At 62.2% G+C, this 22,929-nt stretch carries 22 protein-coding genes; 14 read left to right on the top strand and 8 right to left on the bottom strand.

Going from position 1 to position 22,929, the window contains the following annotated elements; translation table 11 throughout:
* Window positions 1-113 precede the first annotated feature (113 nt).
* Window positions 114-884 (top strand): MHYT domain-containing protein, encoded by a 771-nt coding sequence (locus tag R6254_RS21185; protein WP_318409667.1) that lies wholly within the window; start codon window positions 114-116, stop codon window positions 882-884.
* 20 nt (window positions 885-904) lie between these two features.
* Here R6254_RS21185 and R6254_RS21180 read toward each other — a convergent pair whose 3' ends face one another.
* The 4 genes from R6254_RS21180 to R6254_RS21165 all read right to left on the bottom strand — a co-directional run bounded on the left by R6254_RS21180 (window position 905) and on the right by R6254_RS21165 (window position 5,698).
* Window positions 905-1,486, bottom strand: coding sequence for a hypothetical protein (locus R6254_RS21180; RefSeq protein WP_318409666.1), 582 nt, complete (start codon window positions 1,484-1,486; stop codon window positions 905-907).
* A gap of 11 nt (window positions 1,487-1,497) precedes the next feature.
* A complete protein-coding gene (tldD, locus tag R6254_RS21175) occupies window positions 1,498-3,033 on the bottom strand; it encodes a metalloprotease TldD (protein WP_318409665.1) in 1,536 nt (511 codons plus the stop codon).
* 96 nt (window positions 3,034-3,129) lie between these two features.
* Complete coding sequence (gene rodA, locus R6254_RS21170) at window positions 3,130-4,284, bottom strand: rod shape-determining protein RodA (RefSeq protein WP_318409664.1); 1,155 nt, start codon at window positions 4,282-4,284, stop codon at window positions 3,130-3,132.
* Window positions 4,285-4,357: 73 nt separating this feature from the next.
* Window positions 4,358-5,698, bottom strand: coding sequence for an MFS transporter (locus R6254_RS21165; RefSeq protein WP_318409663.1), 1,341 nt, complete (start codon window positions 5,696-5,698; stop codon window positions 4,358-4,360).
* Between the two features lie 153 nt (window positions 5,699-5,851).
* On the opposite strand from R6254_RS21165, the gene cyoA reads away from it, so the two are divergent.
* From cyoA to R6254_RS21105, 12 genes are all read left to right on the top strand, one after another.
* Complete coding sequence (gene cyoA, locus R6254_RS21160) at window positions 5,852-6,931, top strand: ubiquinol oxidase subunit II (RefSeq protein WP_318409662.1); 1,080 nt, start codon at window positions 5,852-5,854, stop codon at window positions 6,929-6,931.
* A gap of 50 nt (window positions 6,932-6,981) precedes the next feature.
* On the top strand, window positions 6,982-8,985 hold the full coding sequence (cyoB, locus tag R6254_RS21155; protein ID WP_318409661.1) for a cytochrome o ubiquinol oxidase subunit I: 2,004 nt from the start codon (window positions 6,982-6,984) through the stop codon (window positions 8,983-8,985).
* Window positions 8,978-9,640, top strand: coding sequence for a cytochrome o ubiquinol oxidase subunit III (gene cyoC / locus R6254_RS21150; protein ID WP_318409660.1), 663 nt, complete (start codon window positions 8,978-8,980; stop codon window positions 9,638-9,640). Before cyoB ends, cyoC begins: the two co-directional genes overlap by 8 nt.
* Window positions 9,637-10,062 (top strand): cytochrome o ubiquinol oxidase subunit IV, encoded by a 426-nt coding sequence (gene cyoD / locus R6254_RS21145; RefSeq protein WP_318409659.1) that lies wholly within the window; start codon window positions 9,637-9,639, stop codon window positions 10,060-10,062. Before cyoC ends, cyoD begins: the two co-directional genes overlap by 4 nt.
* Before the next feature lie 187 nt (window positions 10,063-10,249).
* Window positions 10,250-11,059 carry an SURF1 family protein gene (locus tag R6254_RS21140; RefSeq protein WP_318409658.1) on the top strand — a complete coding sequence of 270 codons (810 nt, stop codon included), beginning with the start codon at window positions 10,250-10,252 and terminating at the stop codon, window positions 11,057-11,059.
* The gene (locus R6254_RS21135; RefSeq protein ID WP_318409689.1) at window positions 11,043-12,380 is read left to right on the top strand and encodes an ATP-binding protein; all 1,338 of its coding nucleotides are present in this window, start codon (window positions 11,043-11,045) and stop codon (window positions 12,378-12,380) included. Before R6254_RS21140 ends, R6254_RS21135 begins: the two co-directional genes overlap by 17 nt.
* Window positions 12,370-12,906 (top strand): response regulator transcription factor, encoded by a 537-nt coding sequence (locus tag R6254_RS21130; protein ID WP_318409657.1) that lies wholly within the window; start codon window positions 12,370-12,372, stop codon window positions 12,904-12,906. The genes R6254_RS21135 and R6254_RS21130 overlap by 11 nt, the downstream gene beginning before the upstream one ends.
* A gap of 139 nt (window positions 12,907-13,045) precedes the next feature.
* Window positions 13,046-13,630 (top strand): YqiA/YcfP family alpha/beta fold hydrolase, encoded by a 585-nt coding sequence (locus tag R6254_RS21125; RefSeq protein WP_318409656.1) that lies wholly within the window; start codon window positions 13,046-13,048, stop codon window positions 13,628-13,630.
* An 80-nt stretch (window positions 13,631-13,710) separates the two neighbouring features.
* A complete protein-coding gene (locus R6254_RS21120) occupies window positions 13,711-15,774 on the top strand; it encodes a ribonuclease catalytic domain-containing protein (protein WP_318409655.1) in 2,064 nt (687 codons plus the stop codon).
* Between the two features lie 16 nt (window positions 15,775-15,790).
* Window positions 15,791-16,642: an energy transducer TonB gene (locus R6254_RS21115; RefSeq protein ID WP_318409654.1), complete on the top strand. Its 852-nt coding sequence runs from the start codon at window positions 15,791-15,793 to the stop codon at window positions 16,640-16,642.
* A 6-nt stretch (window positions 16,643-16,648) separates the two neighbouring features.
* Window positions 16,649-17,491 (top strand): shikimate dehydrogenase, encoded by an 843-nt coding sequence (gene aroE / locus R6254_RS21110; RefSeq protein WP_318409653.1) that lies wholly within the window; start codon window positions 16,649-16,651, stop codon window positions 17,489-17,491.
* Window positions 17,488-18,237, top strand: coding sequence for a transglycosylase domain-containing protein (locus tag R6254_RS21105; protein ID WP_318409652.1), 750 nt, complete (start codon window positions 17,488-17,490; stop codon window positions 18,235-18,237). The genes aroE and R6254_RS21105 overlap by 4 nt, the downstream gene beginning before the upstream one ends.
* Here the strand turns inward: R6254_RS21105 and R6254_RS21100 are convergent, their stop codons facing one another.
* From R6254_RS21100 to R6254_RS21085, 4 genes are read right to left on the bottom strand one after another with little or no spacing between them, the layout of a single operon-like run.
* Complete coding sequence (locus R6254_RS21100; protein WP_412103207.1) at window positions 18,238-19,026, bottom strand: enoyl-CoA hydratase/isomerase family protein; 789 nt, start codon at window positions 19,024-19,026, stop codon at window positions 18,238-18,240. It abuts the gene before it with no gap.
* Complete coding sequence (locus R6254_RS21095) at window positions 19,023-19,988, bottom strand: Bug family tripartite tricarboxylate transporter substrate binding protein (protein ID WP_318409651.1); 966 nt, start codon at window positions 19,986-19,988, stop codon at window positions 19,023-19,025. Before R6254_RS21095 ends, R6254_RS21100 begins: the two co-directional genes overlap by 4 nt.
* Window positions 19,989-20,015: 27 nt before the next feature.
* The gene (locus R6254_RS21090; RefSeq protein ID WP_318409650.1) at window positions 20,016-21,167 is read right to left on the bottom strand and encodes a CaiB/BaiF CoA transferase family protein; all 1,152 of its coding nucleotides are present in this window, start codon (window positions 21,165-21,167) and stop codon (window positions 20,016-20,018) included.
* A 2-nt stretch (window positions 21,168-21,169) separates the two neighbouring features.
* The gene (locus R6254_RS21085; RefSeq protein WP_318409649.1) at window positions 21,170-21,970 is read right to left on the bottom strand and encodes an enoyl-CoA hydratase-related protein; all 801 of its coding nucleotides are present in this window, start codon (window positions 21,968-21,970) and stop codon (window positions 21,170-21,172) included.
* A gap of 107 nt (window positions 21,971-22,077) precedes the next feature.
* Here R6254_RS21085 and R6254_RS21080 point away from each other — a divergent pair, with 107 nt between their 5' ends.
* Window positions 22,078-22,920, top strand: coding sequence for an IclR family transcriptional regulator (locus tag R6254_RS21080; RefSeq protein ID WP_318409648.1), 843 nt, complete (start codon window positions 22,078-22,080; stop codon window positions 22,918-22,920).
* Window positions 22,921-22,929: the final 9 nt, after the last annotated feature.

The following is a 22,929-nucleotide window of genomic DNA, read 5'->3' as shown; positions in this document are numbered from 1 at the left end:
GGGCCGATTCCAGTCGGCACAGATCGCGTTGACCTCCTCCGAATAACCCGACGCGTGCACTGTTTATATACAAAACGTTACATTCCCAACCCTTTCCCATTCAATGACCGCAGATGACCAGCAGTGTTTTAACCAGTTACCAGCCCGCCTATGTTGCGATCTCCTTTTTGATTTCCATCATCGGCTCTTTTGTCGCGCTGACGGCGGCGACCCGGATCCGGAAGGCGGACGGCAGCCTCAGCCTCATCAACACCGTGACCGCCGGTGTGGCCCTGGGCGGCATCGGGGTCTGGGCCATGCACTTCATCGGCATGTTGGCCTTGGACTTGGACCTGGCCAGCAGTTATTCCCTGCTCGAGACGGCGATCTCGCTGGGCGCCGCCATCCTGGCCTCCTCGCTGGCCCTGGGTTTTGTGGCCAAGGCGCCGGAGCGCCTGGCCAGACTGCTGGGCGCTGGCCTGCTGCTGGGCCTGGGCGTGGTGTTTATGCATTACCTGGGCATGTACGGCATGAAATTCGGTGGCTACATCGAGTGGGACATCGGCTTGGTCGGCCTGTCGACGCTGATTGCCGTGCTGGCGGCCACGGCGGCTTTGTGGCTGGCCTTCAACACGCCCAGCCTGGCCGGACGGGTGCTGGCGGCGCTGGTGATGGGCGTGGCAGTTTGCGCCATGCATTACACCGGCATGGCGGCCGCGGAGTTTGTCTGCACCACACCTAACCGGGGTGCCATCCCGCAAGGCTTCGGCTACATGAGTTCGTTTGGCCTGCCCACCCTGGTCACCATCGTCACCTTCCTGATGGTGTGCATCATCTCTGTCGATCAACTGTTCCAGCGCACGCTGGCGGTGACAGGCCGAAGCGCCAACACCGCTACTCGATAAGACTGGATGAAGTTTGGGGGTTAACCGCGCAAGCGGTCCCACCAGCTCCTGGCACGCTCCAGCCGTGAGGCATTGAGCGCAGCCGATGCAGAATCTAAGGCATCCTGGCCACACAACTGCTCGTACATGCCGATCAGCAACATGCCTTCACCCAGCGTGCGCCAAGCCACCAGCTCGAAATCGTCAAAACCGACGCCCTGCGGGTCGGCGGGGCCGGGACTGGCCTGCAGATTGGCGGCCAGCAGCCATTGGCCAATCAGCACCCGGAAGTTGTTCAGCGCGGCCAGGTAGGAGGCGTATTCATACAAACCGCGCCAGGCCGGTGACAAGGCAATCACCAGCGTGCGGTGCGTACGCAAGGTGCTCATCAAGTCCATCAGCGGCCCAGCCAGTGGGGCCGGATCGGGGTCGGGCTGCTGCTTGAGGCGGGACAACACCGATTCAATGCCCACGGCCAAGCCGCCCATGCCATCGGCCAGTTGCAGCGACTCTTCGTCGGCCATGGCCGAGCGAAGAAAGTGGCTGAGCTCGCCAAAACTCTCGATGCGGGGAAGCTGGGTCGACGGATCAATCGGCAGCCGCGCTGGCTGCATGCTTGGCATGGCCGGCAGGATCAGGCGGTGCCGCCCACGGTCAGGCCGTCAATACGCAGGGTCGGCTGACCGACACCCACAGGCACGCTCTGGCCTTCCTTGCCGCAGGTGCCGACGCCACTGTCCAGTTGCATGTCGTTGGCAATCATGGTGACGCGGGTCAGCGCATCGGGACCGTTGCCCACAATCGTCGCGCCCTTGACGGGGTAGAGAATTTTGCCGTTTTCGACCCAGAAAGCCTCGCTCGCGGAAAACACAAACTTGCCCGAGGTGATGTCGACCTGGCCACCACCGAAGTTGGTCGCATACAGGCCTTTTTTGATGCTGGCGACAATTTCTTCGGGCTGTTTGTCGCCACCCAGCATGTAGGTGTTGGTCATGCGCGGCATGGGCACATGGGCATAACTTTCGCGCCGGCCGTTGCCCGTGGGCTTGACACCCGAGAGACGCGCATTCATCGAGTCCTGGATGTAACCCTTGAGGATGCCGTCTTCGATCAGCACATTGCGCTGGCTGGCATGGCCTTCGTCATCAACGTTGAGCGAACCGCGGCGATCGGCGATCGTGCCATCGTCCAGCACCGTGACGCCCTTGGCCGCCACACGTTCGCCGATGCGGCCCGCAAACGCGCTGGAGCCCTTGCGGTTGAAGTCGCCTTCCAGGCCGTGGCCAATCGCTTCGTGCAGCAGGATACCGGGCCAGCCGGGGCCAAGCACCACGGTCATTTCGCCGGCCGGTGCCGGACGCGCTTCCAGGTTGGACAAGGCGGCGGCCACCGCCTCGTTGACGTATTGATTGATTTGCGCGTCGTCAAAATAAGCCAGGCCAAAGCGGCCACCGCCGCCGCCCGAACCCATTTCGCGGCGGCTCACGCCGGCCACTTTTTTCTCGGCAATCACGGTCACGGAAAGGCGCACCAGCGGGCGCACGTCGGCCGCCAGCGTGCCATCGGCGCGCGCCACCATCACCACGTCGTATTCGCTGGCCAGCCCGGCCATCACCTGCACGATGAGCGGGTCTTTGGCCTTGGCCAATTTTTCCACTTTTTCGAGCAGCTTGACCTTGGCGGTGCTGTCCAGGGTCGCAATCGGGTCCAGCTCCTGGTACAGCGAACGGCTGGGCGCCACTTTTCGGGCGCCTACCTTGGCCCGGCCCACACGCGTGGCAGCCGAGATGCTGCGTACAGTGCGTGCCGCGTCCAGCAGCGAGGCTTCAGAGATATCGTCGGAATAGGCAAACGCGGTTTTTTCACCACTGACGGCACGCACGCCCACGCCCTGATCGATGCTGAAGGAGCCGGTTTTGACAATGCCCTCTTCCAGGCTCCAGCCTTCGCTGCGGGTGTACTGGAAATACAGGTCGGCGTCATCAACGCCATGCGAGGTGATTTCACCCAGTGCCCGACTCAAATGCGCCTCGGTCAGCCCGAAAGGTGCGAGCAGCAGCTTTTGCGCAATCGCCAGACGCTCTGACGTGGCATCAACACGCGGGCGGGTGGACACAGAAGCGAAAGCTGGCTTGCGGGCAGAAGACGGCGAAGATTTGAGTGAGGTCATGCGGTCATTGTAGGCAGTCTGACCCAACCCCCTCCCGGCAAGGCTTCTGCCGCGCGAAACGGCCAGCCACCCCCAAATCAAGCCCCTACCAGGGGCTCAGGACTGCACCAGTCTTTTGGCTTTAGAGATCGACATCAAGATCCCGACTGCCAGCCCCAAGGTCACCATGGCGGTGCCGCCGTAGCTGATGAAGGGCAAAGGCACACCGACCACAGGCAAGATGCCGCTGACCATGCCCATGTTGACGAAGGCATAGGTAAAAAAGATCATGGTGACCGCCCCGGCCAGCAGGCGCGAGAACAGCGTGGGCGCGTCCAGTGCGATGGCCAGGCCCCGGAAGATCAGGAAAATAAAACCGGCGATCAGCGCCAGGTTGCCGATCAAGCCGAACTCTTCGGAATAGGCGGCAAAAATAAAGTCGGTGGTCCGCTCCGGAATAAATTCCAGATGGGTTTGTGTGCCCTGCATAAAACCTTTGCCGAACATGCCGCCCGAGCCGATCGCGATCATGCCTTGGATAATGTGAAAACCCTTGCCCAGCGGGTCCCGGCTCGGGTCCAGCAGCGTGCAAATGCGCTGCTGCTGGTAATCGTGCAACACTGGCCAGCGCATACCATCGGCGCACAGTTGCGGCTCGAACGAGACCACCAGCAAAATACCCACCAGCCCCAGCAACACCGGCGGAACAATCAGCTTCCAGCTCAGGCCGGCGAAGAAAATCACCGCCATCCCGGCCGCCAGCACCAGCAGCGAAGTACCCAGGTCGGGCTGTTTCATGATCAGGCCCACCGGCACGAAAAGCAGCAAACCCGCCATCAGAAAGTCCAGCGGCCGCAACTGGCCCTCGCGTTTCTGGAACCACCAGGCCAGCATCAGCGGCATCGCAATCTTCAAAATTTCGCTGGGCTGGATGACGATGCCCAGGTTGATCCAGCGTTTTGCGCCCTTTTTGGTGATGCCGAAAATCGCCACCGCCACCAGCAAGGCCACGCCCACCACATACATGGGCACGGCAAAAGCCATCAGGCGCTGCGGCGGAATCTGCGCCACAACAAACATGATGAAACCGGCAATCAACATGTTGCGGCCATGGTCCATAAACCGGCTGCCATGGTCATAACCGGAGGAATACATGATCAGCAGGCCCGCACCGGCCAGCAGAAAAACAGCAAAAGCCAGCAAGCCGTCAAACCCCTGAAACATCGGGGCGGCACGCTGGAAAAAAGAGGGTTTGTCGAAAACTGCAGCCATGGCGGAGATTATCTGCCAGCCATGCGCTGCCGGCCGTGCCGGCTTGAATGCCCCGCCAGCGTGCCCGGGAGCGTCAGCCCCGAAGTTCCCGTGCCCGGTTGATATGCAACGCCACCAGCGTGCAGACAGCGCCGGAAAGCAGATACACACTGACGGCGGCCAGCCCGAAGTGCACCGACAAGCCGAGTGCCACCAGGGGCGCGAAGGCGGCCCCGATCAGCCAGGCCAGGTCGGAGGTGAGTGCGGCGCCGGTATAACGGTAGCGCGCCTCGAAGTTGGCGGTCACCGCACCGGCGGCCTGGCCGTAAGACAGCCCCAAGAGCGCAAAACCGAGCAGGATGAACACCTTCTGGCCCAGTGCGCCACCATTGAGCAACAGAGGCGCGAACAGGCTGAACACCGCGATCAGGCCGGCGAGGATGCCCAGCGTGCTGCGCCGGCCAATGCGATCCGCAATCCAGCCGGAGGCGACCACACAGGGAATCGCAATCACGGCACCCACCAGTTGAATAGTCAGGACATCGTTGATGGGCTGCGTGGACTGCAGGCTGATCCAGGACAGGGGAAACACCGTCACGAGGTGAAACAGCGCATAACTCGCCAAGGCCGCAAAAGCACCAATCAGCAGGTTGCTCCCGCGTGCCCGAACCAACTCGAGCACCGGGGCCGGCTCCAGCCCATGTTTTTTGAGCAGCCGCTCGTACTCGTCGGTCACGACCAGCCGCAAACGGGCGAACAGCGCCACAACATTGATGGCAAACGCCACATAAAAGGGATAACGCCAGCCCCAGTCCAGAAAGTCGGCGTTGGACAGCTGGGAGTGCAGATACAGGAACAGCCCACTGGCCACGATGAAGCCAACCGGCGCACCAATTTGCGGAATCATCGCGTACCAGCCGCGGCGCCGGGGCGGCGCGCTCAGCGCCAGCAGTGACGGCAGGCCGTCCCAGGAGCCGCCCAGCGCAATGCCCTGGAAAAACCGGAATATCGAGAGCAACACGATGGAGGCGACACCCAAACTGGCATAACCCGGCAAAAAAGCCATGCCCACCGTGGACACGCCCAGCAAAAACAGCGCGATACCTAGCTTCACACCGCGTCCCCAGCGGCGCTGGATCAGCATGAACAAGGTGGTTCCCAGCGGCCTGGCCAAAAAGGCAAAAGAAAAGATGACGAAGGCATACAGCGTGCCCTCCAGCCTGCCCACAAAGGGAAAGAAAACCGCCGGAAACACCAGTGCCGACGCAATGCCGTAAACAAAAAAATCGAAATATTCGGACGCCCGGCCAATGATCACGCCGACGGCGATCTCACTGGGCGCGACCGTGGACGCATCGTCGGTCTGGCGATCCGTGCGCGGTGACAAGGGGCTTGGCAACAAGGACTCGGGCTGGCTGTGACTCAGGCTTGACATGTGGTTCTCTCACGATGCGAAAAGTGACAACAAGGGCGCCAGCAGGCGCTCCTCCGGGATCCATCATGCCATGGACAAAATGTCCAATTGCCTTGATATGGATCAAAAGGTAGATTCAGTAATTCCCCTATTGACAACCTCCTCCTGCCCGGCATGCCCTCCAAAAAAAAGCTTTTCGGCCTGTTCCTTGTTCCAGCCCTCGCCTTGCTAGGCGGCTGCAATGCGGTGCTCCTGAGCCCCTCTGGCGATATCGCCCTGCAACAACGCAATCTGATCTATATCTCGACGGCCTTGATGTTGCTGGTCATTGTTCCCGTCATTGCGTTGACCTTTCTGTTCGCGTGGCGCTACCGCAAGTCCAACAACCGCAGCGATTACGACCCTGAATGGCACCACTCCACGCAGCTGGAGCTGGTGATCTGGGCGGTTCCGCTGCTGATCATCATCGTGCTGGGCGCGATCACCTGGATCAGCACCCACAAACTGGACCCTTACCGGCCGCTGGACCGTATTGATGCGCAACGCGCCATTCCCGAGGGCACAAAACCCCTGGTCGTCGAAGTCGTGGCGCTGGACTGGAAATGGCTGTTCATCTACCCCGAGCAGGGCATTGCCATGGTCAACGAGATGGCGGCACCGGTCGACCGCCCCATCCAGTTCAAGATTACCGCCTCCTCGGTCATGAACTCCTTCTTCATTCCCGCCATGGCCGGCCAGATCTACGCCATGCCCGGCATGCAGACCCAGTTGCACGCGATCATCAACAAGCCGGGCGAATTTGATGGTCTGTCAGCCAATTACAGCGGCGCGGGTTTTTCCGGCATGCGTTTCAAGTTCCATGGCCTGAACGATGGCGACTTCGAGCAGTGGGTCCAAAAGGTCAAGTCCGGCAGCCAGTCGCTGGACCGCGACACCTACCTGCAGCTCGAAAAACCGAGCGAACGCAACCCCGTCCAGCACTACGCCACGGTGGCCCCCACGCTTTACGAGGCCATCCTGAACCGCTGCGTCGAAGACAACAAGATGTGTATGCACGACATGATGGCGATTGACGCCAACGGCGGCCTCGGCCTGCCCGGCACCGTCAACATCGCCTCCCTGGACAATGCAACGCGCGTCCGCCTGGGCCTGGACGACCAGCCCGTGCGCAGCTATGTCGGCGCCATGTGCAGTCCCGGCAATCCCCTGGGTTTGCCGCTGCCTGCGACCGAGCCGGGCACTCGCCCGATCTGACGCCGCAGCTCCCCTCGTCGCACCCTCTTTTTTCTCCTTACGCACCCACGATGTTCGACCATATTGATTTAACGAAGCTCATCTTCGGCCGCCTCTCCTGGGAGGCGATTCCACTCCACGAACCCATCCTGCTGGTGACCTTTGCGGCCGTCATGCTGGGCGGGCTGGCCATCCTGGCGGCACTGACCAAATTCCGCCTGTGGGGGCCCTTGTGGCGTGACTGGTTCACCAGCATCGACCACAAGAAGATAGGCATCATGTACGTGGTGCTGGGCCTGGTGATGCTGCTGCGTGGCTTCTCCGATGCGCTGATGATGCGGCTGCAGCAGGCCATCGCCTTCGGCGACAACCTGGGCGTGCTGCCGCCGCACCACTACGACCAGATTTTTACCGCGCACGGCGTGATCATGATCTTCTTCGTCGCTATGCCGCTGGTCACCGGCCTGATGAACTACGTCGTGCCGCTGCAGATCGGTGCACGCGATGTGGCCTTCCCCTTCCTCAATAACTTCAGCTTCTGGATGACGGCCAGCGGCGCCGCCCTTGTCATGGTCTCGCTGTTTGTCGGCGAGTTTGCCAAGACCGGCTGGCTGGCCTATCCGCCGCTGTCGGGCATCATCAACAGCCCGGACGTGGGGGTGGACTACTACATCTGGTCGCTACAACTGGCGGGGGTTGGAACGCTTTTATCAGGCATCAACCTGCTGGCCACCATCATCAAGATGCGTGCGCCCGGCATGACCCTGATGAAGATGCCCGTCTTCACCTGGACCGCCCTCTGCACCAACATCCTGATCGTCGCAGCCTTCCCGGTGCTGACCGCCGTGCTGGGCCTGCTGGGCCTGGACCGTTACGCCGGCACCAACTTCTTCACGACGGAATTCGGCGGCAACGCCATGATGTACGTGAACCTGATCTGGATCTGGGGCCACCCCGAGGTCTACATCCTGATCCTGCCGCTGTTCGGCGTTTTTTCTGAAGTGGTCGCCACCTACAGCCGCAAGCGCCTGTTCGGTTATTCGTCCATGGTTTACGCGACCTTTGCCATCACCATCCTGTCCTACCTGGTGTGGCTGCATCACTTCTTCACCATGGGCTCGGGTGCCAGCGTCAACGCCTTTTTCGGCATCACGACCATGATCATCTCCATCCCGACCGGAGCGAAGATTTTCAACTGGCTGTTTACCATGTACCGCGGCCGCATCACCTTTGACCTGCCCATGATGTGGACGATCGGCTTCATGGTGACCTTTGCCATAGGCGGCATGACCGGCGTGCTGCTGGCCGTGCCCCCGGCCGACTTCGTGCTACACAACAGCCTGTTCCTGATCGCCCACTTCCACAACGTGATCATTGGCGGCGTGTTGTTCGGCCTGTTCGCCGGCATCACCTACTGGTATCCCAAGGCCTTTGGCTACAAGCTCGATCCGTTCTGGGGCAAATGTTCGTTCTGGTTCTGGCTGGTGGGCTTCTACCTGGCCTTCATGCCGCTGTACGTGCTCGGTTTCATGGGTGTGACACGCCGCGCCAGCCACTTCGACGATCCTTCGCTGCAAATCTGGTTCCAGATCGCGGCCTTGGGTGCCGTGCTGATCGCGCTGGGCATTGCCTCCATGCTGATCCAGTTCGTGGTCAGCTACATACGCCGCGACTCGTTGCGCGACACCACCGGCGACCCATGGGATGGCCGCACGCTGGAGTGGTCCACGTCGTCGCCGCCGCCGGCCTACAACTTCGCCTTCACCCCCGTGGTGCATGAAATCGATGCCTGGTGGGATATGAAAAAGCACGGCTATGTGCGTCCGGTGGATGGTTTCATCCCCGTGCACATGCCCAAGAACACGGCCGCCGGCGTCATCATTGCCGCCATCTGCACGGTTTGCGGCTTTGCCCTGATCTGGCAGATGTGGTTGCTGGCGGTGCTGTCCTTCGTGGCCATCGTCGGCGCAGCCATCTACCACTCGTTCAACTACAAACGCGACTACTACATCCCTGCGGATGAAGTGACCCGCATCGAAAACGACCGCACCCGTTTGCTGGCCAGCCATGCTTGATACCACCGCAACCTTGACCTCCCCTTCGGCCGGCGCTACGGCGCCGCAAAGCCCCAACACGCTGAGCGAACGGTTCTTCCTGCGCCGCGAGCATCACCCGGCCAACGGCACCCTGCTCGGCTTCTGGCTCTACCTGATGAGCGACTGCCTCATCTTTGCCTGTCTGTTTGCCTGCTATGCGGTGCTGGGCCGAAGTTATGCGGCCGGGCCTTCGGGCGCCGACCTGTTCGACCTGCCGCTGGTGGCGATGAACACCGCGCTGCTGCTGCTGTCCTCCATCACCTATGGTTTTGCCATGCTGGAGATGCAGAAGAAAAAGCTCAAGGCCGTGCTCGTCTGGCTGGGCATCACCGGCCTGCTGGGCGCGGGCTTCCTGGCGCTGGAGATGTATGAATTCATGCACCTCATTCACCAGGGCGCAGGACCGCAACGCAGCGCCTTCCTCTCGTCCTTTTTTGCGCTGGTCGGCACCCACGGCCTGCATGTTTTCTTCGGCATCATCTGGCTGATCACCCTGATGTTCCAGATCAAGCACCACGGCCTCGGTGCCGAGAATCGCCGGCGCCTGATGTGTCTGTCGATGTTCTGGCACTTTCTGGACGTGGTCTGGATTGGTGTCTTCACCTTTGTTTACCTGATGGGAGCTCTGCCATGAGCGCGCATACCGAGCACACACCACATGGCGCAGCAGATGCGCACGGCCACGAGCACCACGCCGACGGCCATGATCACGACGACAGCGGCGCCAGCCACAGCACCCTCAAGGGTTATATGACGGGTTTCATCCTCGCCGTGGTGCTGACGGCCATTCCCTTCTGGCTGGTCATGGGCAAGGTCTTCGAGAGCTCCAGCACCACCGCCCTGGTGCTGATGGCCTTTGCGGCGGTGCAGATCGTGGTGCACATGATTTATTTCCTGCACATGAACACCCGCTCCGAGGGTGGCTGGTCCTTCCTGGCCTTGCTGTTCACCTTGCTGATCGTCGGGATTGCGCTGGCCGGTTCGCTGTGGGTCATGTACCACATGAACGCCAACATGATGCCCATGTCTATCCACGACATGAAAAACATGCCCTAAGAGCTTGAGAGTCTTTCACTCATGCCCGCTCATCACACCCAAACACACCCGCTCGTTGTTGCAAATGCGCGCCATAGCCCGAGCTATGGCTGTGCTTTGCGCCTAGACCGGGCACGTTTGGGCGCGCTGCTCGGACACGCCCGAAAAACTCTCAAGCTCTGAGCCCGCACCAGGTTTGATCACACCCATGGCCAGCCGCGCGCCGCGCTCCACGGCAGCCTGTCTCGCGCTGGCCGCTTGCGCCATCCTGCTGTTTACCGGTTTTCTGGCGCTAGGCATCTGGCAAATCGAGCGCCGCGCCTGGAAGCTGGACCTGATGGAGCGCGTGGCAGAGCGTGTACATGCGCCGGCAACGCCGCTCCCGCCCATGGCCGAATGGCCGCAAATCACGGCCGCCAGCGACGAATACCGCCACGTGCAGGTCAGCGGCCGCTTTCTCCATGACCGTGAAACCCTGGTCCAGGCCGTCACCACCCAAGGCGCCGGCTTCTGGGTCCTGACGCCGCTGCAGGTGACGGACGGGTCCACGCTGCTGATCAACCGCGGTTTTGTGCCGCCCGAGGCCCGATCACGCGCCACGCGCCATGCGACCGAAAGCGATGCAGAAGTCACCGTCGTCGGCCTGCTGCGCCTGAGCGAGCCGGTCGGCGGCTTTCTGCGCCATAACGACCCCGTCGGTGACCGCTGGTACTCGCGCGATGTGGTGGCCATCGCCCAGGCACGCGGCCTGAACCAGGTCGCCCCCTTCTTTCTCGACGCCGACGCACAGCCCCGGAGCAGCGCCAGCGCCGCCCCGACCTGGCCGCTCGGTGGCTTGACCGTCATCACCTTCAAAAACCATCATCTGATGTACGCGCTCACCTGGTTTGGCCTGGTACTGATGGTGATAGGCGGCAGCGCCGTGGTGATACGCGAAGAGCGCCAGCGCCGCCGCGAGCGCCTGGAGGACAATACCCGCCATGTCGACCGCGAAACCGACCATGCCACGCCAGACTGAGGCCGACGGCCCACCGACCGTGCCAGGCGGGCTCGAACGTCTGGACGATGCCACCGGCCTGAAAAACCTGCTGCAGCTGATCCAGCTGCGCTGGATCGCGGTGATCGGCCAACTCGCCACCATCGCCGTCGTGAACTTCGGCTTTGGCATCGCACTGCCGCTGCAGCAGATGCTGGTGGTGCTGAGCGGTCTGGTGCTCTTCAACCTCATCAGCCAGTTGCGCTGGCGCACCCGGCGCAGGGTCAGCAACAACGAGTTGTTCCTGGCCTTGCTGGTGGACGTGGCCATGCTGACGGCGCAGCTGTTCCTCAGCGGCGGCGCGACCAATCCCTTTACTTTTTTGTACCTGTTGCAGATCGCCTTGGGCGCGGTGCTGCTGCAGGCCTGGTCGGTCTGGACCATGGTCGCCATCACCACGGCCTGCCTCGTTGGCCTGACTGTTTTCGGCCGTCCGCTGCCGCTGCCGCTGGATCTCGAAAACGGACTCACCAGCCCCTACATGCAAGGCATCCTGGTCTGCTTCGTCCTCAATGCGGGCCTGCTGGTGACCTTCATCATGCGTATCAGCCGCAACCTGCAGGAGCGCGATGCGCGCCTGGCCAGCCTGCGCCAGCGCGCAGCCGAGGAAGAACACATCGTGCGCATGGGTCTGCTGGCCTCGGGCGCGGCACATGAGCTGGGCACACCGCTCTCGACGCTGGCCGTCATCCTGGGCGACTGGAAACACATGCCGACCTTCACAGCCGACCCCGACCTGCAGCAGGAAATCGGCGAGATGCAGGCCCAGGTCCTGCGCTGCAAAACCATCGTCAGCGGCATCCTGCTGTCGGCCGGCGAGACCCGGGGCGAATCGTCGGAAAAAACGTCGATCTGCACCTTTCTCGACGATCTGGCGGAGGAATGGCGCAGCACACGCCCGGTGCTCTCTTTTTTCTACAAGAACCAGGTGGACCAGGATTTGCCCATGGTCTCCGACTCGACCCTCCAACAAATGCTCTGCAATGTGCTGGACAACGCACTCGAGGCCTCGCCAGCCTGGGTCGGTCTTGCAGCGGCACGTGATGCCGACACCCTGACGCTGACGGTCACGGACCGGGGTCCCGGCTTTGCCCCGGCGATGCTGGCGCAACTCGGCAAACCTTACCAGTCCAGCAAGGGGCGCCTGGGCGGCGGCCTCGGCCTGTTTCTGGTGGTCAATGTGGCGCGCACCTTGGGTGGCAGCGTCGCTGCGCGCAACCGCCCCGAAGGCGGCGCCGTCGTGACCATCACCCTGCCCCTCACGGCCATCACGCTGGGAAAGGACGGTGCCCATGCCGGTTGACCGCCCCTTGCTCATCGTCGAGGACGATGCGGCCTTCGCCCGCACCCTGGGCCGTTCCTTCGAACGCCGGGGCTACGCAGTGCAGCTCGCAGCCAGCCTGGACGAGGTTGCCACCCTGCTGCACAGCCATTCACCGGCTTACGCGGTGGTCGACCTGAAACTCAACGGCGACGCCTCGGGCCTGGCCTGTGTGCAGGCCCTGCACGCGCACGATGCTGAGATGCTGATCGTGGTCCTGACCGGCTTCGCCAGCATCGCGACGGCGGTCGAGGCCATCAAGCTGGGCGCCTGCCATTACCTGGCGAAACCATCCAACACCGACGACATCGAGGCCGCGTTCGGCCGGGTCACGGGCAACACCGAGGTGAAGCTCACCAACCGCTCCTCGTCGATCAAGACCTTGGAGTGGGAACGTATCCACCAGACCCTGGTGGAGACTGACTTCAACATCTCCGAAGCCGCGCGCCGGCTGGGCATGCACAGGCGCACGCTGGCACGCAAGCTCGAAAAACAGCAGGTCAAGTAGGCCGCGCCGGCCTGCCGCCGCCAGACGCTACTCTTTTAATAGCTATTAAAGCCCATTCTGATTGGGTTATAGCCCTATTTCTTATAAATTTTTGACCTGACAAGGCTGAAGCCAGCAAACTGGCCTTTACCATGGACCCATGCCCACCACCCACCTGCTCTACCTCCACGGCTTTCGCTCCTCCCCGCAGTCCACCAAGGCCCAACAGGTCGCGGCTTGGGTGAAAAACCAACACCCCGATGTGGTCTGGTGGTGCCCGCAGTTGCCGCCGTCGCCGCGCGAAGCCGCACAGATGCTGAGCGAAGGCATCGCCGGCTGGCCACGTAGCTCCATGGCGGTGATGGGCTCCTCCTTAGGTGGTTTTTATGCCACCCACGTGGCAGAAACCTGCGGCTGCAAGGCCGTGTTGCTCAACCCAGCCGTGAACCCGGCACGCGACCTGGCCAAATACATAGGCGAACAAAGCGCCTGGCACGACCCGAACGAGCGCTTTTTCTTTGAGCCAGGCTTTGTGGACGAGTTGCGGGCACTGGCACACGGGCCGGTGGCAAACCCTGGCCACTATTTCGCGATCATTGCCAAGGGGGATGAAGTGCTGGACTGGCGTGAAATGACGGGCCGTTACCCGGGCGTACGTTTCAAGCTGCTGGAAGGCGGCGACCACGCGCTCAGCGATTTTGAAGCCCACCTGCCCGAGGTGATGGATTTTCTGGCCGGGGTGTGAAGGCCGCGGCCACCGGCCGCCTGATTACACTAGCTGCAATCGCCGGGCACCAGCCCGGCCAGCGTTTGAAGGATAGCGTTTTGTTTGTATTGTTTGAAGAAGCCGGGAAGTTCCTGGCAGGTCGTATTTTGTCCGAGGCCGACAGCTCGCTGCAGGTCGAACTGGACTCGGGCAAACGGGTCAAGCTCAAGACCGCCAACGCCTTGCTGAAGTTTGAAAAACCGTCCCCCGCCGAGCTGATCGCCGTCGGACAGAAGCTGAGCGAAGAAATCGAGCTGGACCTGGCCTGGGAATTCGCCAGCGACGAAGAATTCAGCTTCGCCGACCTGGCGCGTGATTATTTCAGCGCCGACCCCAGCAAACCCGCCAGCACCGAGCAGCAGGCCGCCGCGCTGTTCCGCCTGTTTGAAGCGCCGCATTATTTCAGGCGCGCCGGCAAGGGCCGTTTCAGGAAAGCACCGGCCGACATTCTTCAGCTGGCGCTGCTGGCCATCGAGAAGAAAAAACAGGTTGTTGCCCAAATCACGGCCTGGGCCGAAGAGCTGGCCCAGGGCCAGTGCCCGGCACCGGTGCGCGAGCAGCTTTACAAAATCCTGTTCAAGCCCGACAAAAACAGCCCCGAATACAAGGCCGTGGTCGAGGCGTCGCGGAGCGCCCACAAGGCGCCGCTGGACCTGCTGCAGCAAGCCGGCGCGATTGCCTCGCCCTACCAGTTCCACTGGAAACGTTTCCTGTTCGAGAACTTCCCCAAAGGCACGGCTTTCCCCGCGGTGCAGGCACCGGCGATCAAGGACGAGTTGCCGTTGGCCAAGGTGCAGGCGTTTTCGATCGACGACTCCAGCACCACCGAAATCGACGATGCGCTGTCGGTCCAAGGCCTGGGCAGCGGCACGGTCATACTGGGCATCCATATTGCCGCGCCCGGCCTGGCCGTGTTGCCGGGCAGCCCGATTGATGCGCTGGGGCGTGCGCGCCTGTCCACCGTCTACATGCCGGGTTACAAGCTGACCATGTTGCCCGACGAGGTGGTGCAAACTTACACCCTGCAGGAAGGGCGCAACTGCCCGGCCCTGTCGCTGTATGTGACCTTCGACGAAACCACCCTGGCCATCCAGGACACCCAGACCAAGCTGGAGCTGGTGCCGATAAGCAGCAACCTGCGCCACGACAAACTGGACGGGGTGTTCACCGAAGCCTTTTTTGAAGCCGCGGCCGCCAGCGCGCCGCCGGCCGACGTGGCCTGGGGTGTGGAGTTGAGCTTTTTGCACCGCCTGGCCAAACACCTCAAGGCTTTGCGTGAAGTGGTGCGCGGCAAGCCAGAAAACTTCAACCGGCCCGACTACAACTTCAGCCTGGACAACCCCTCGGGCCAAGAGCCCGAGGGCAACGAAAAGGTGAGTATCAGCATCCGCCAACGCGGTGCACCGCTGGACCTGATCGTGGCCGAAGCCATGATCCTGGCCAACAGCACCTGGGGCGAATGGCTGGCCGAACACGGCGTGCCCGGCATTTACCGCAGCCAGGCCAGCATGGCGCCCGGCGTGAAAGTGCGCATGGGCACCAAGTCGCTGCCGCACGCCGGCCTGGGCGTCAAAAGCTACGCGTGGAGCACCTCACCGCTACGCCGCTACACCGACCTGGTCAACCAATGGCAAATCATCGCCTGCACCAAACATGGCCGCACGGCCGCGCTGGCCGCACCGTTCAAACCCAAGGATGCGGAACTGTTTTCCATCATCTCGGGCTTTGACGGCGCCTACAGCGCTTACAACGGTTTCCAGGCCGGCATCGAACGTTACTGGACGCTCAAATACCTCCAGCAAAACGGCATCACCGAACTCACCGCCACCTCCTTCAAGGACAACCTGGTGCGTGCCGACGACCTGCCGCTGGTGCTGCCGGCCATGGGCGCGCAAGGCCTGCCGCGCGGCGCCAAGGTACGCATCCGGCTCGGCGAGATCGACGAGATCACACTCGACGTGTCGGGCACCGTGATCGAGCGCCTCGATACCGTGGTGGATGAAGCCGCCGCCGAGCAGGTCGACGAAGAAGACAACGACTCGGAACTCGCCGCCGGCCCGATTTCGATCGCCGTCGATCTGAACGAGCCCGATGCAGCGACAGCAGTCGGCCAGGCGGCTTAACAGATAATCCCCTTCTGTGAAGTCACTCAGCACCCTGCAAATCGCCCTGGGCGTGTCGATCGCCCTGCATGTGGTCGTGCTGACCGTGCGTTTTGTCGACCCGGAACGTTTCAACCGCGTTTTCCTGGACACGCCGCTGGAAGTGATTCTGGTCAATGCCAAGTCCAAGGAACGCCCGGACAAGGCCAAAGCCATCGCCCAAGCCTCGCTGGCCGGTGGTGGCGAGGCTGAAAAAGGCCGGGCCACCAGCCCGCTGCCGCCCTCGGCGCTGACCGACCTGGGTGATGCCAGCGAAGACGCGCAGCGCAAGATAGACGCCATGCAGGAGCAGCAAACCCTGCTGCTGGCGCAGATTAAAAAAGAACTGGCCTCCATGCCGCCACCCGATCCCAAAGTGACGGCGCGGGATGCGGCCCAGGCCGAGCGCGAGGAAAAACGCAAACAGCTGATCAAGATACTGGCCGAGATCGAGCGGCGTATCAACGAAGAAAACGCCAGGCCAAAAAAGCGCTACATCAGCCCGGCGACCCGCGAAGAGGTCTATGCGGTGTATTACGACGAGTTGCGGCGCAAAATCGAAGAAAAAGGCACGGTCAACTTCCCCGAGATGGCCGGCAAAAAACTGTATGGCGAACTGACCATGGTGCTGACGATTAATTTTGACGGGCGCGTGCTCTCCACCGAGGTGGTCGAGACCTCAGGCAACCTGACGCTGGACCGGCGCTCGCAAAACATTGCCCGCAGCACCGGCCCTTTCGGCCGCTTCAGCCAGGCCATGCGCCGCGAAGCCGAACAAATCGTGGTGGTCTCGCGCTTCAAGTTCACGCGCGACGAAACCCTGGAAACCAAGCTCACCGAGCGTCACTAGGCGGTTATGGATCACTACTGCGTCCTCGGCAACCCGGTTGAACACAGCAAGTCGCCGGCCATCCACGCGCGTTTTGCCGCGCTGACCGGCCAGGTCATGGATTACAGCAAACAGCTGGCACCGCTGGACGGCTTTTCCGCCACGCTGCAGCAATGGATGAACGGCGGCGGACGTGGCTGCAACGTGACCGTGCCTTTCAAGTTCGAGGCCTTCCAGCGGGCCAACACCGCCAGCGAACGCGCGCAACTGGCGCAGGCCGCCAACACCCTGAAGTTTGATGCGCAGGGCCACGTGGAAGCCGACAACACCGACGGCATCGGCCTGGTCAACGACATCCAGCACAACGCCGGCCTCAGCCTGGCCGGGCGCGACCTGCTGCTGATAGGCGCCGGCGGCGCCGCGGCCGGTGTGTTGGGTCCGCTGCTGGCCGCCGGGCCGCGCCGTCTGGTGGTGGTCAACCGCACACCGGGTAAAGCGATTGACTTGGTGGCGCGCCACGCCAGCCATCCGGCAATGCAGCACTTGCTACAAAAAACAGAGCTGCTTGCGCAGGAGCAGCAAGGTCTGGAGGCTGATTTTGATGTGATCATCAACGCCACCGCGAGCAGCCTGGGCGGCGGCGCCATTCCGGTGCATGCCCGCGTGCTCAAGCCGGGCGCACTCGCCTACGACATGATGTACGGCGCTGCGGCGCAAGGCTTTGCCGATTGGGCACGGGAACATGGCGCGGTTCCGCGCGACGGGCTGGGCATGTTGGTGGAGCAAGCGGCGGAGTCCTTTTTGTTCTGGCGCGGCGTGCGCCCGCCTTCGGCCCAGGTGCTTCAGGAATTGCGCCAGGCCTTGTCATGAAAGCCTTGCTGCGCTGGGTGCTCCTGGTGCTGCTCGCCGGCCTGGCCCTGCAGCTGTATTTTGTCGGCCGCATCGCCTTGATGGCGGTGGTCGATCCGCAGTCCACGGCCTTTCAGCGCTCCGAGATTTACCGCCTGGCGGTCGAACAAGGTTCGCTGAAATGGCGCCAGCAATGGGTGCCCTATAACGCACTGTCCGACAACCTCAAACGTGCGGTGATCGCGTCCGAAGACGCCACCTTTGTCGAACATGAAGGGGTGGATGTCGAGGCCCTGGAAAAAGCCTGGGAGAAAAACACCAAGGCCGAGCAGCGCGCCGAAAAATCCGCCAGCAAGCTGATCAGCAAGGCCGCGCCCGCAGGCGCCGCCAAGCCGCCCAAGATTGTGGGCGGCTCCACCATCACGCAGCAACTGGCGAAAAACCTGTTCCTCTCCGGCGAACGCACCCTGATGCGCAAGGGCCAGGAACTGCTGCTGACCCTGATGCTGGAAGCCCTGCTGAGCAAACAACGCATCCTGGAGATTTACCTCAACAGCATCGAATGGGGCGAAGGTGTGTTTGGCGCAGAAGCCGCGGCCCAGCACTATTACAAAAAGCCCGCCGCCAAGTTAAGCGCCTACGAAGCCGCACGCCTGGCCGTCATGTTGCCGCGCCCCAAATATTTCGAAACCCGGCCCGGCTCCAGCTACCTGGCCTCACGCGCGTCGACGATTGTTGCGCGCATGGGCGGCGTGGAGCTGCCCTGATCAGCGCCGGTCAAAAACCGGCGTGCGTCGCGCGGCCATGGCCGCAATGCCCTCGCGAAAGTCGACGCTTCGGAACTGCTCCCGCTGGATAACCAGTTCACGCTGGTTCGCCGCATACACCTCGTCAGCCAGGCCCTGGCGCAACGCTGCCCGCGTGGACTCCACAGCCAGGGGCGCCGATGCAGCAATCTCTTGCGCCAGAGCGAGTGCCTGGGCACGCACCCCGGCTTCGTCCGCCAGAACATCGGCCAGCCCTATCCGGACCGCCTCCTCGCCGCCGATACGCCGGCCGGTGTAGAAAAGCAACGCCGCCTGCTGCCGCCCCACCAGTTGCGCCAGGGTCAGGCTCAGGCCGAACCCGGGGTGAAAACCCAGGCGGTTGAAGTTGGCGCTGAAACGGGCCTCTGGACAGGTCACCCGGAAGTCGGCAGCCAGCGCCAGCCCCAGGCCAGCCCCCACCGCCGCGCCGTGGACGGCCGCCACCACCGGTTTGCTGCCGCGAAACAGCCGCATTGCCTGCACATAAAAAGCCGAAGGATCGCGATCTTCCTTGGCACCGGCAGAATTGAAGTCCGCACCAGCGCAGAAGGCGCGGCCCTCCGAGGCGAGCACGATGCAGCGGCAATCGGGTTCGCGGTCGAGTTGCTCGAAGGCATCGGCCAGGAGGCCCATGAAACGGGCATCCACATGGTTGTGCGGGCCGCGACGAATCTCGACCAGGGCCACATGGCCGTCGCGCTCGATACGTAGTTCGTCGGGCGCGGTCATTGCTGGCGTACTGAGGGTCATTGCGGCTCCATTCTGGCAATCGCCACATAGTTCTTCCACTTGGCGCGCTCTTCCTTGTCGAAGGTTGCCAATTGCGACAAGCTCATCTTTTTGGGAGAAAAACCAAACCCTTCCAGCCTTGCCCGCATGGGATCGGTGGTGATCGCCTCGTTGATCAGGTCATTCAGCAATTGCAGCGTGGTCGCCGGTGTACCCGCCGGCACCGCAATCCCCAGAAAGCCCGAGACGCCGTAGGAAGGGTAGGTTTCGGAAATCAAGGGTACCGAGGGATATTTCACCAAACGCTTGGCCGACTGGGCCGCCAGCGCTCGCAATTGGCCGGAGCTCACAAAGCTGTCACCGGCCACACTGTCAACAAAGATCACGTCAATCTGGCCTGCGATCAATTCCGTCATGGCGGTATTGACCTGTTTGTAGGGAATCGCCGTCAGCTCTATCCCCGCGACTTGGCCCAGCAGGGCCCCCGGCACTTGGGACGACGCATTGAAATAACCGTAGTTCAACTTGCCAGGTGCCGCTTTTGCCGCCTGGACGAAGTCGGCCAGGGTCTTGTAAGGGGCATTCGGCTTCACCAGCATGTAGGAAGACGAGCCGCCAAAATGCCCCACCAGCGTGAAGTCCCGCTCGGGGTCATAAGGCAATTTCTTGTAAAGGCTGGGGTTGGCCGAATGGGTGGACGTGGTGGCCAGCAGCACCACCGATCCGTCGGACGGGCTTTTCCGGACCGCTTCGACGCCCACAATGCCGTTGGCCCCCGGCCGGTTGTCCACCATGGCCGGCCTACCGGTCTTCTTGGTGATGAACTCGGCGAGCATGCGCGCCGTGATGTCGCCGGATCCACCCGGGCCAAAGGGCACGATGATTTGCAGGGGCTTGTCGCCCACGATCTGGGCCATGCCCGTTAACGCCGACGAACCGAGCGGCAGGGCTGCAAGCACTTGAACAAATTGACGCCGTTGCATGTGTGTCTCCTTGGTGGTTGCCGCTCGTCAGGAGCGGGCGGGTCGAATGGATGCGTTGTGTTCGCCGATCTCAGGCGCACGGTGCCGGATCGCAGGCCGTACCCCGTTGAACGAAACGGGGAGCCCGACCAGTTGCAGGTCGATCTCCGGTACGTCCTGAAAGATGCCGATGGCCTGGGTCTGGGGCTGATCGATCACCTGCTGGAAATCATGGATGGGCGCACAGGGAATGCCGACGGCTTCCAGCAAATCGATCCAGTGGTTCATGGGGCGGGTCGCCAGGATGGCCTGGATGGCCGGCACGATGTCGCTCTTGTGCTCAACGCGCAGCGCATTGCTGGCGTAACGTGGGTCGGACGCCCATTCCGGATGACCCAGGGCCTTGACCAACTTGGCGAACAAGCGGTCGTTGGCGGCGGCGATCACGACTTCCCCGTCACTTGCCTGAAATGCCTGAAAAACCACCACCCGCGGATTACCACTGCGGTGGCGCTCCGGCTGCTGGCCGGTCGCCTTGAACCCAGCCATCATCACCTGCAACCATCCCATCGCGGTTTCAAAAAGCGAGGTATCAACAACACAACCGGTGCCCGTCGCCTGGCGCTGGAACAGGGCCGCCAGACAACCCAGCGCCGCCCAGATGCCGGTGCCCAGGTCCAGCACCTGCATCCCGACACGGGAAGACGGGCCATCTTCCGCGCCATTGACGCTGAACATGCCGGCGAAGGCCTGGATCATCGGCTCGTAGCCTGGATGCAGATGCATGGGCCCCTTGTGGCCAAACGCCCACAACGAACAATAAATCAGCCGCGGGTTGGCGGCGCACAAGGCCGTCGGGCCCAGCCCCAGGTCCTCCAGGACGCCCGGCCGAAGGTTCTGGATCAGGACATCCGCCTCCCCGATATAGGACTTGAGCCAGGCCACCGATTCGGCGTCTTTGAGATCGAGGGCAAGACTCCGCTTGCCATGGTTCATGGCCTGGAAGGTGGTTGCCGTACCGCGCCAGAACGGCGGGCCCCAGCCACGCGCATCGTCACCCCCCTCGGGGCGTTCGATCTTGACCACGTCCGCACCCAGGGAGGAAAGAATTTCACTCGCATAAGGCCCGGCGATGTTCTGTCCAATCTCGACGACCTTGATACCTTTCAAAGGCAGTGCATTGTTAGGAAAAGTTTGCATCTTCAACGTCCTGTGAATTTCGGTGCGCGTTTTTCGACAAAATGCGCGACGCCTTCCCGAAGGTCTTCGGTCCCGCGGCAAAGCGCCATTTCGGCATCCGCGAGCTGGGTGGCCTCGGCCAGTGTCTGGTGGCGGGCCGCCAGCAGCTGCGCCTTCATCACGCGAACGGAACGGGGCGAGGACAAATTGGCCAGGTCAGCAGCACGCTGATGCACCGCCTCGGCGAAGTCTTCCGCCGGCAGCAGCTTGACCAGGCCCATCTGCGCCGCCTCCTCCGCCTGAACGGCGCGCCCGGACAACAAAAGGTCTGACGCATGCATGGGCCCGATGAGTCTGGGGAGCATCCATGCGATGCCGTGTTCGGCAACAAGGCCCCGGCGCGCATACGGTGTGGTTAGTTTCGCCCCGGCAGCCATGTAGCGTAAATCGCAATAAAGCGCGATACAAACACCCACCCCTGCAATCGCGCCATTGATGCCCGCAATGATGGGTTTGTGAACCCCCAGCAGGTAGCCGTAGCGTTGCTCCAGATCCTTGTGGCTCAACACGTGCTCGCTTGACGCTGTTTGAGGAGCACCCTCGGCACTGGCCGAAAGACGGCTCATGTCGGCACCGGCACAGAAAGCGCGGCCGGCACCGGTCAACACGATGCTGCGCACCCCGTCATCCGCAGAGGCCTGAGCGACGGCTTCGCGCAACTCCTTTTCCAGCGTGGGGGTCCACGCATTCAGGCGCTCGGCGCGGTTGAAAGTGATGGTGGCAACGCGATCACGCACGCCATAAACAAGCTCTTCGAATTGCATATGTAGGCAGGCCACGGAGGCGGCCCTTGTCTCCTTTGTAGAAACCGAGTATTGCTTTGGGGTGTTTCTTCTGCAAGACTACAATTTCGCTTAATGAAATTATCAGAATGCCAAAGAAAGCCATCACCACGCCCGTTTCGACACGCCGTACCACCCGGGAAACAGGCCGTTTCACCCGCGCGACACCCGGCAGCCAGTCGCTCGAACGCGGCCTTCAACTGCTTCGGGTTTTCCGTCCAGGGGTGGCGGTCCTGAGCAATGCACAACTGGCGTATCGAACGGGCCTTCCCCGGCCGACGGTCAGCCGGCTGACACGCTCACTCGTCGATGCCGGGTTTCTTGCGTATGACGTCGAACAAGCTGGCTACCGATTGACGGCGGTCTGCCTGAGCCTCGCCCTGACGTTCCGGAGCGAACAACGTGCCCTCGATCTGGCCCTGCCGCTGATGCGCAGCGTCGCCGAAGGCCAAAGAATCAATGTAGGCCTGGCACTTGCCGATCAGGGCGAGATGGTCTACCTCGACTCGGTCCGGCAAAGCCGCCTTGGCGTGTTCCGCCGCATCGTGCCCGGCTCACGCATCCCCATGGAGCTGACTTCCTTGGGGCACGCCTACCTGGCCGCCATGGACGACATCGAACGGCGCGCACTGCTGGAGCGCCTGGCGGCCGACCACGGCCGGGCATGGCCCGCGCTGCTGCTGCAGATTCAGCGCGCGATCACAGACGTGAACAAACTCGGCTATTGCCACGCAACGTGGCAAGTGGGCATGGTAGCCATTGCGGCACCTGTCACGACGCCCGAAGGCAAGGTGCATGCGGTAAACATCAGCTTTCCGCTCGATGAGGATAATCGCATGGCTCAGGTCAAGACCTATTCAGCACTGCTGCTGGAATTGGTTGACAAGATCCACACCACCTGGCGCCATGAACTGGTGAGCGCGGCCGAGTAAGCATGCGCC

The sequence above is a fragment of the Polaromonas potterensis genome (assembly GCF_033446725.1).
GTDB lineage: Bacteria > Pseudomonadota > Gammaproteobacteria > Burkholderiales > Burkholderiaceae_C > Polaromonas.
The sequence above is the reverse complement of the archived record's forward strand: the minus strand, read 5'-3'. Positions and strand labels throughout refer to the sequence as shown.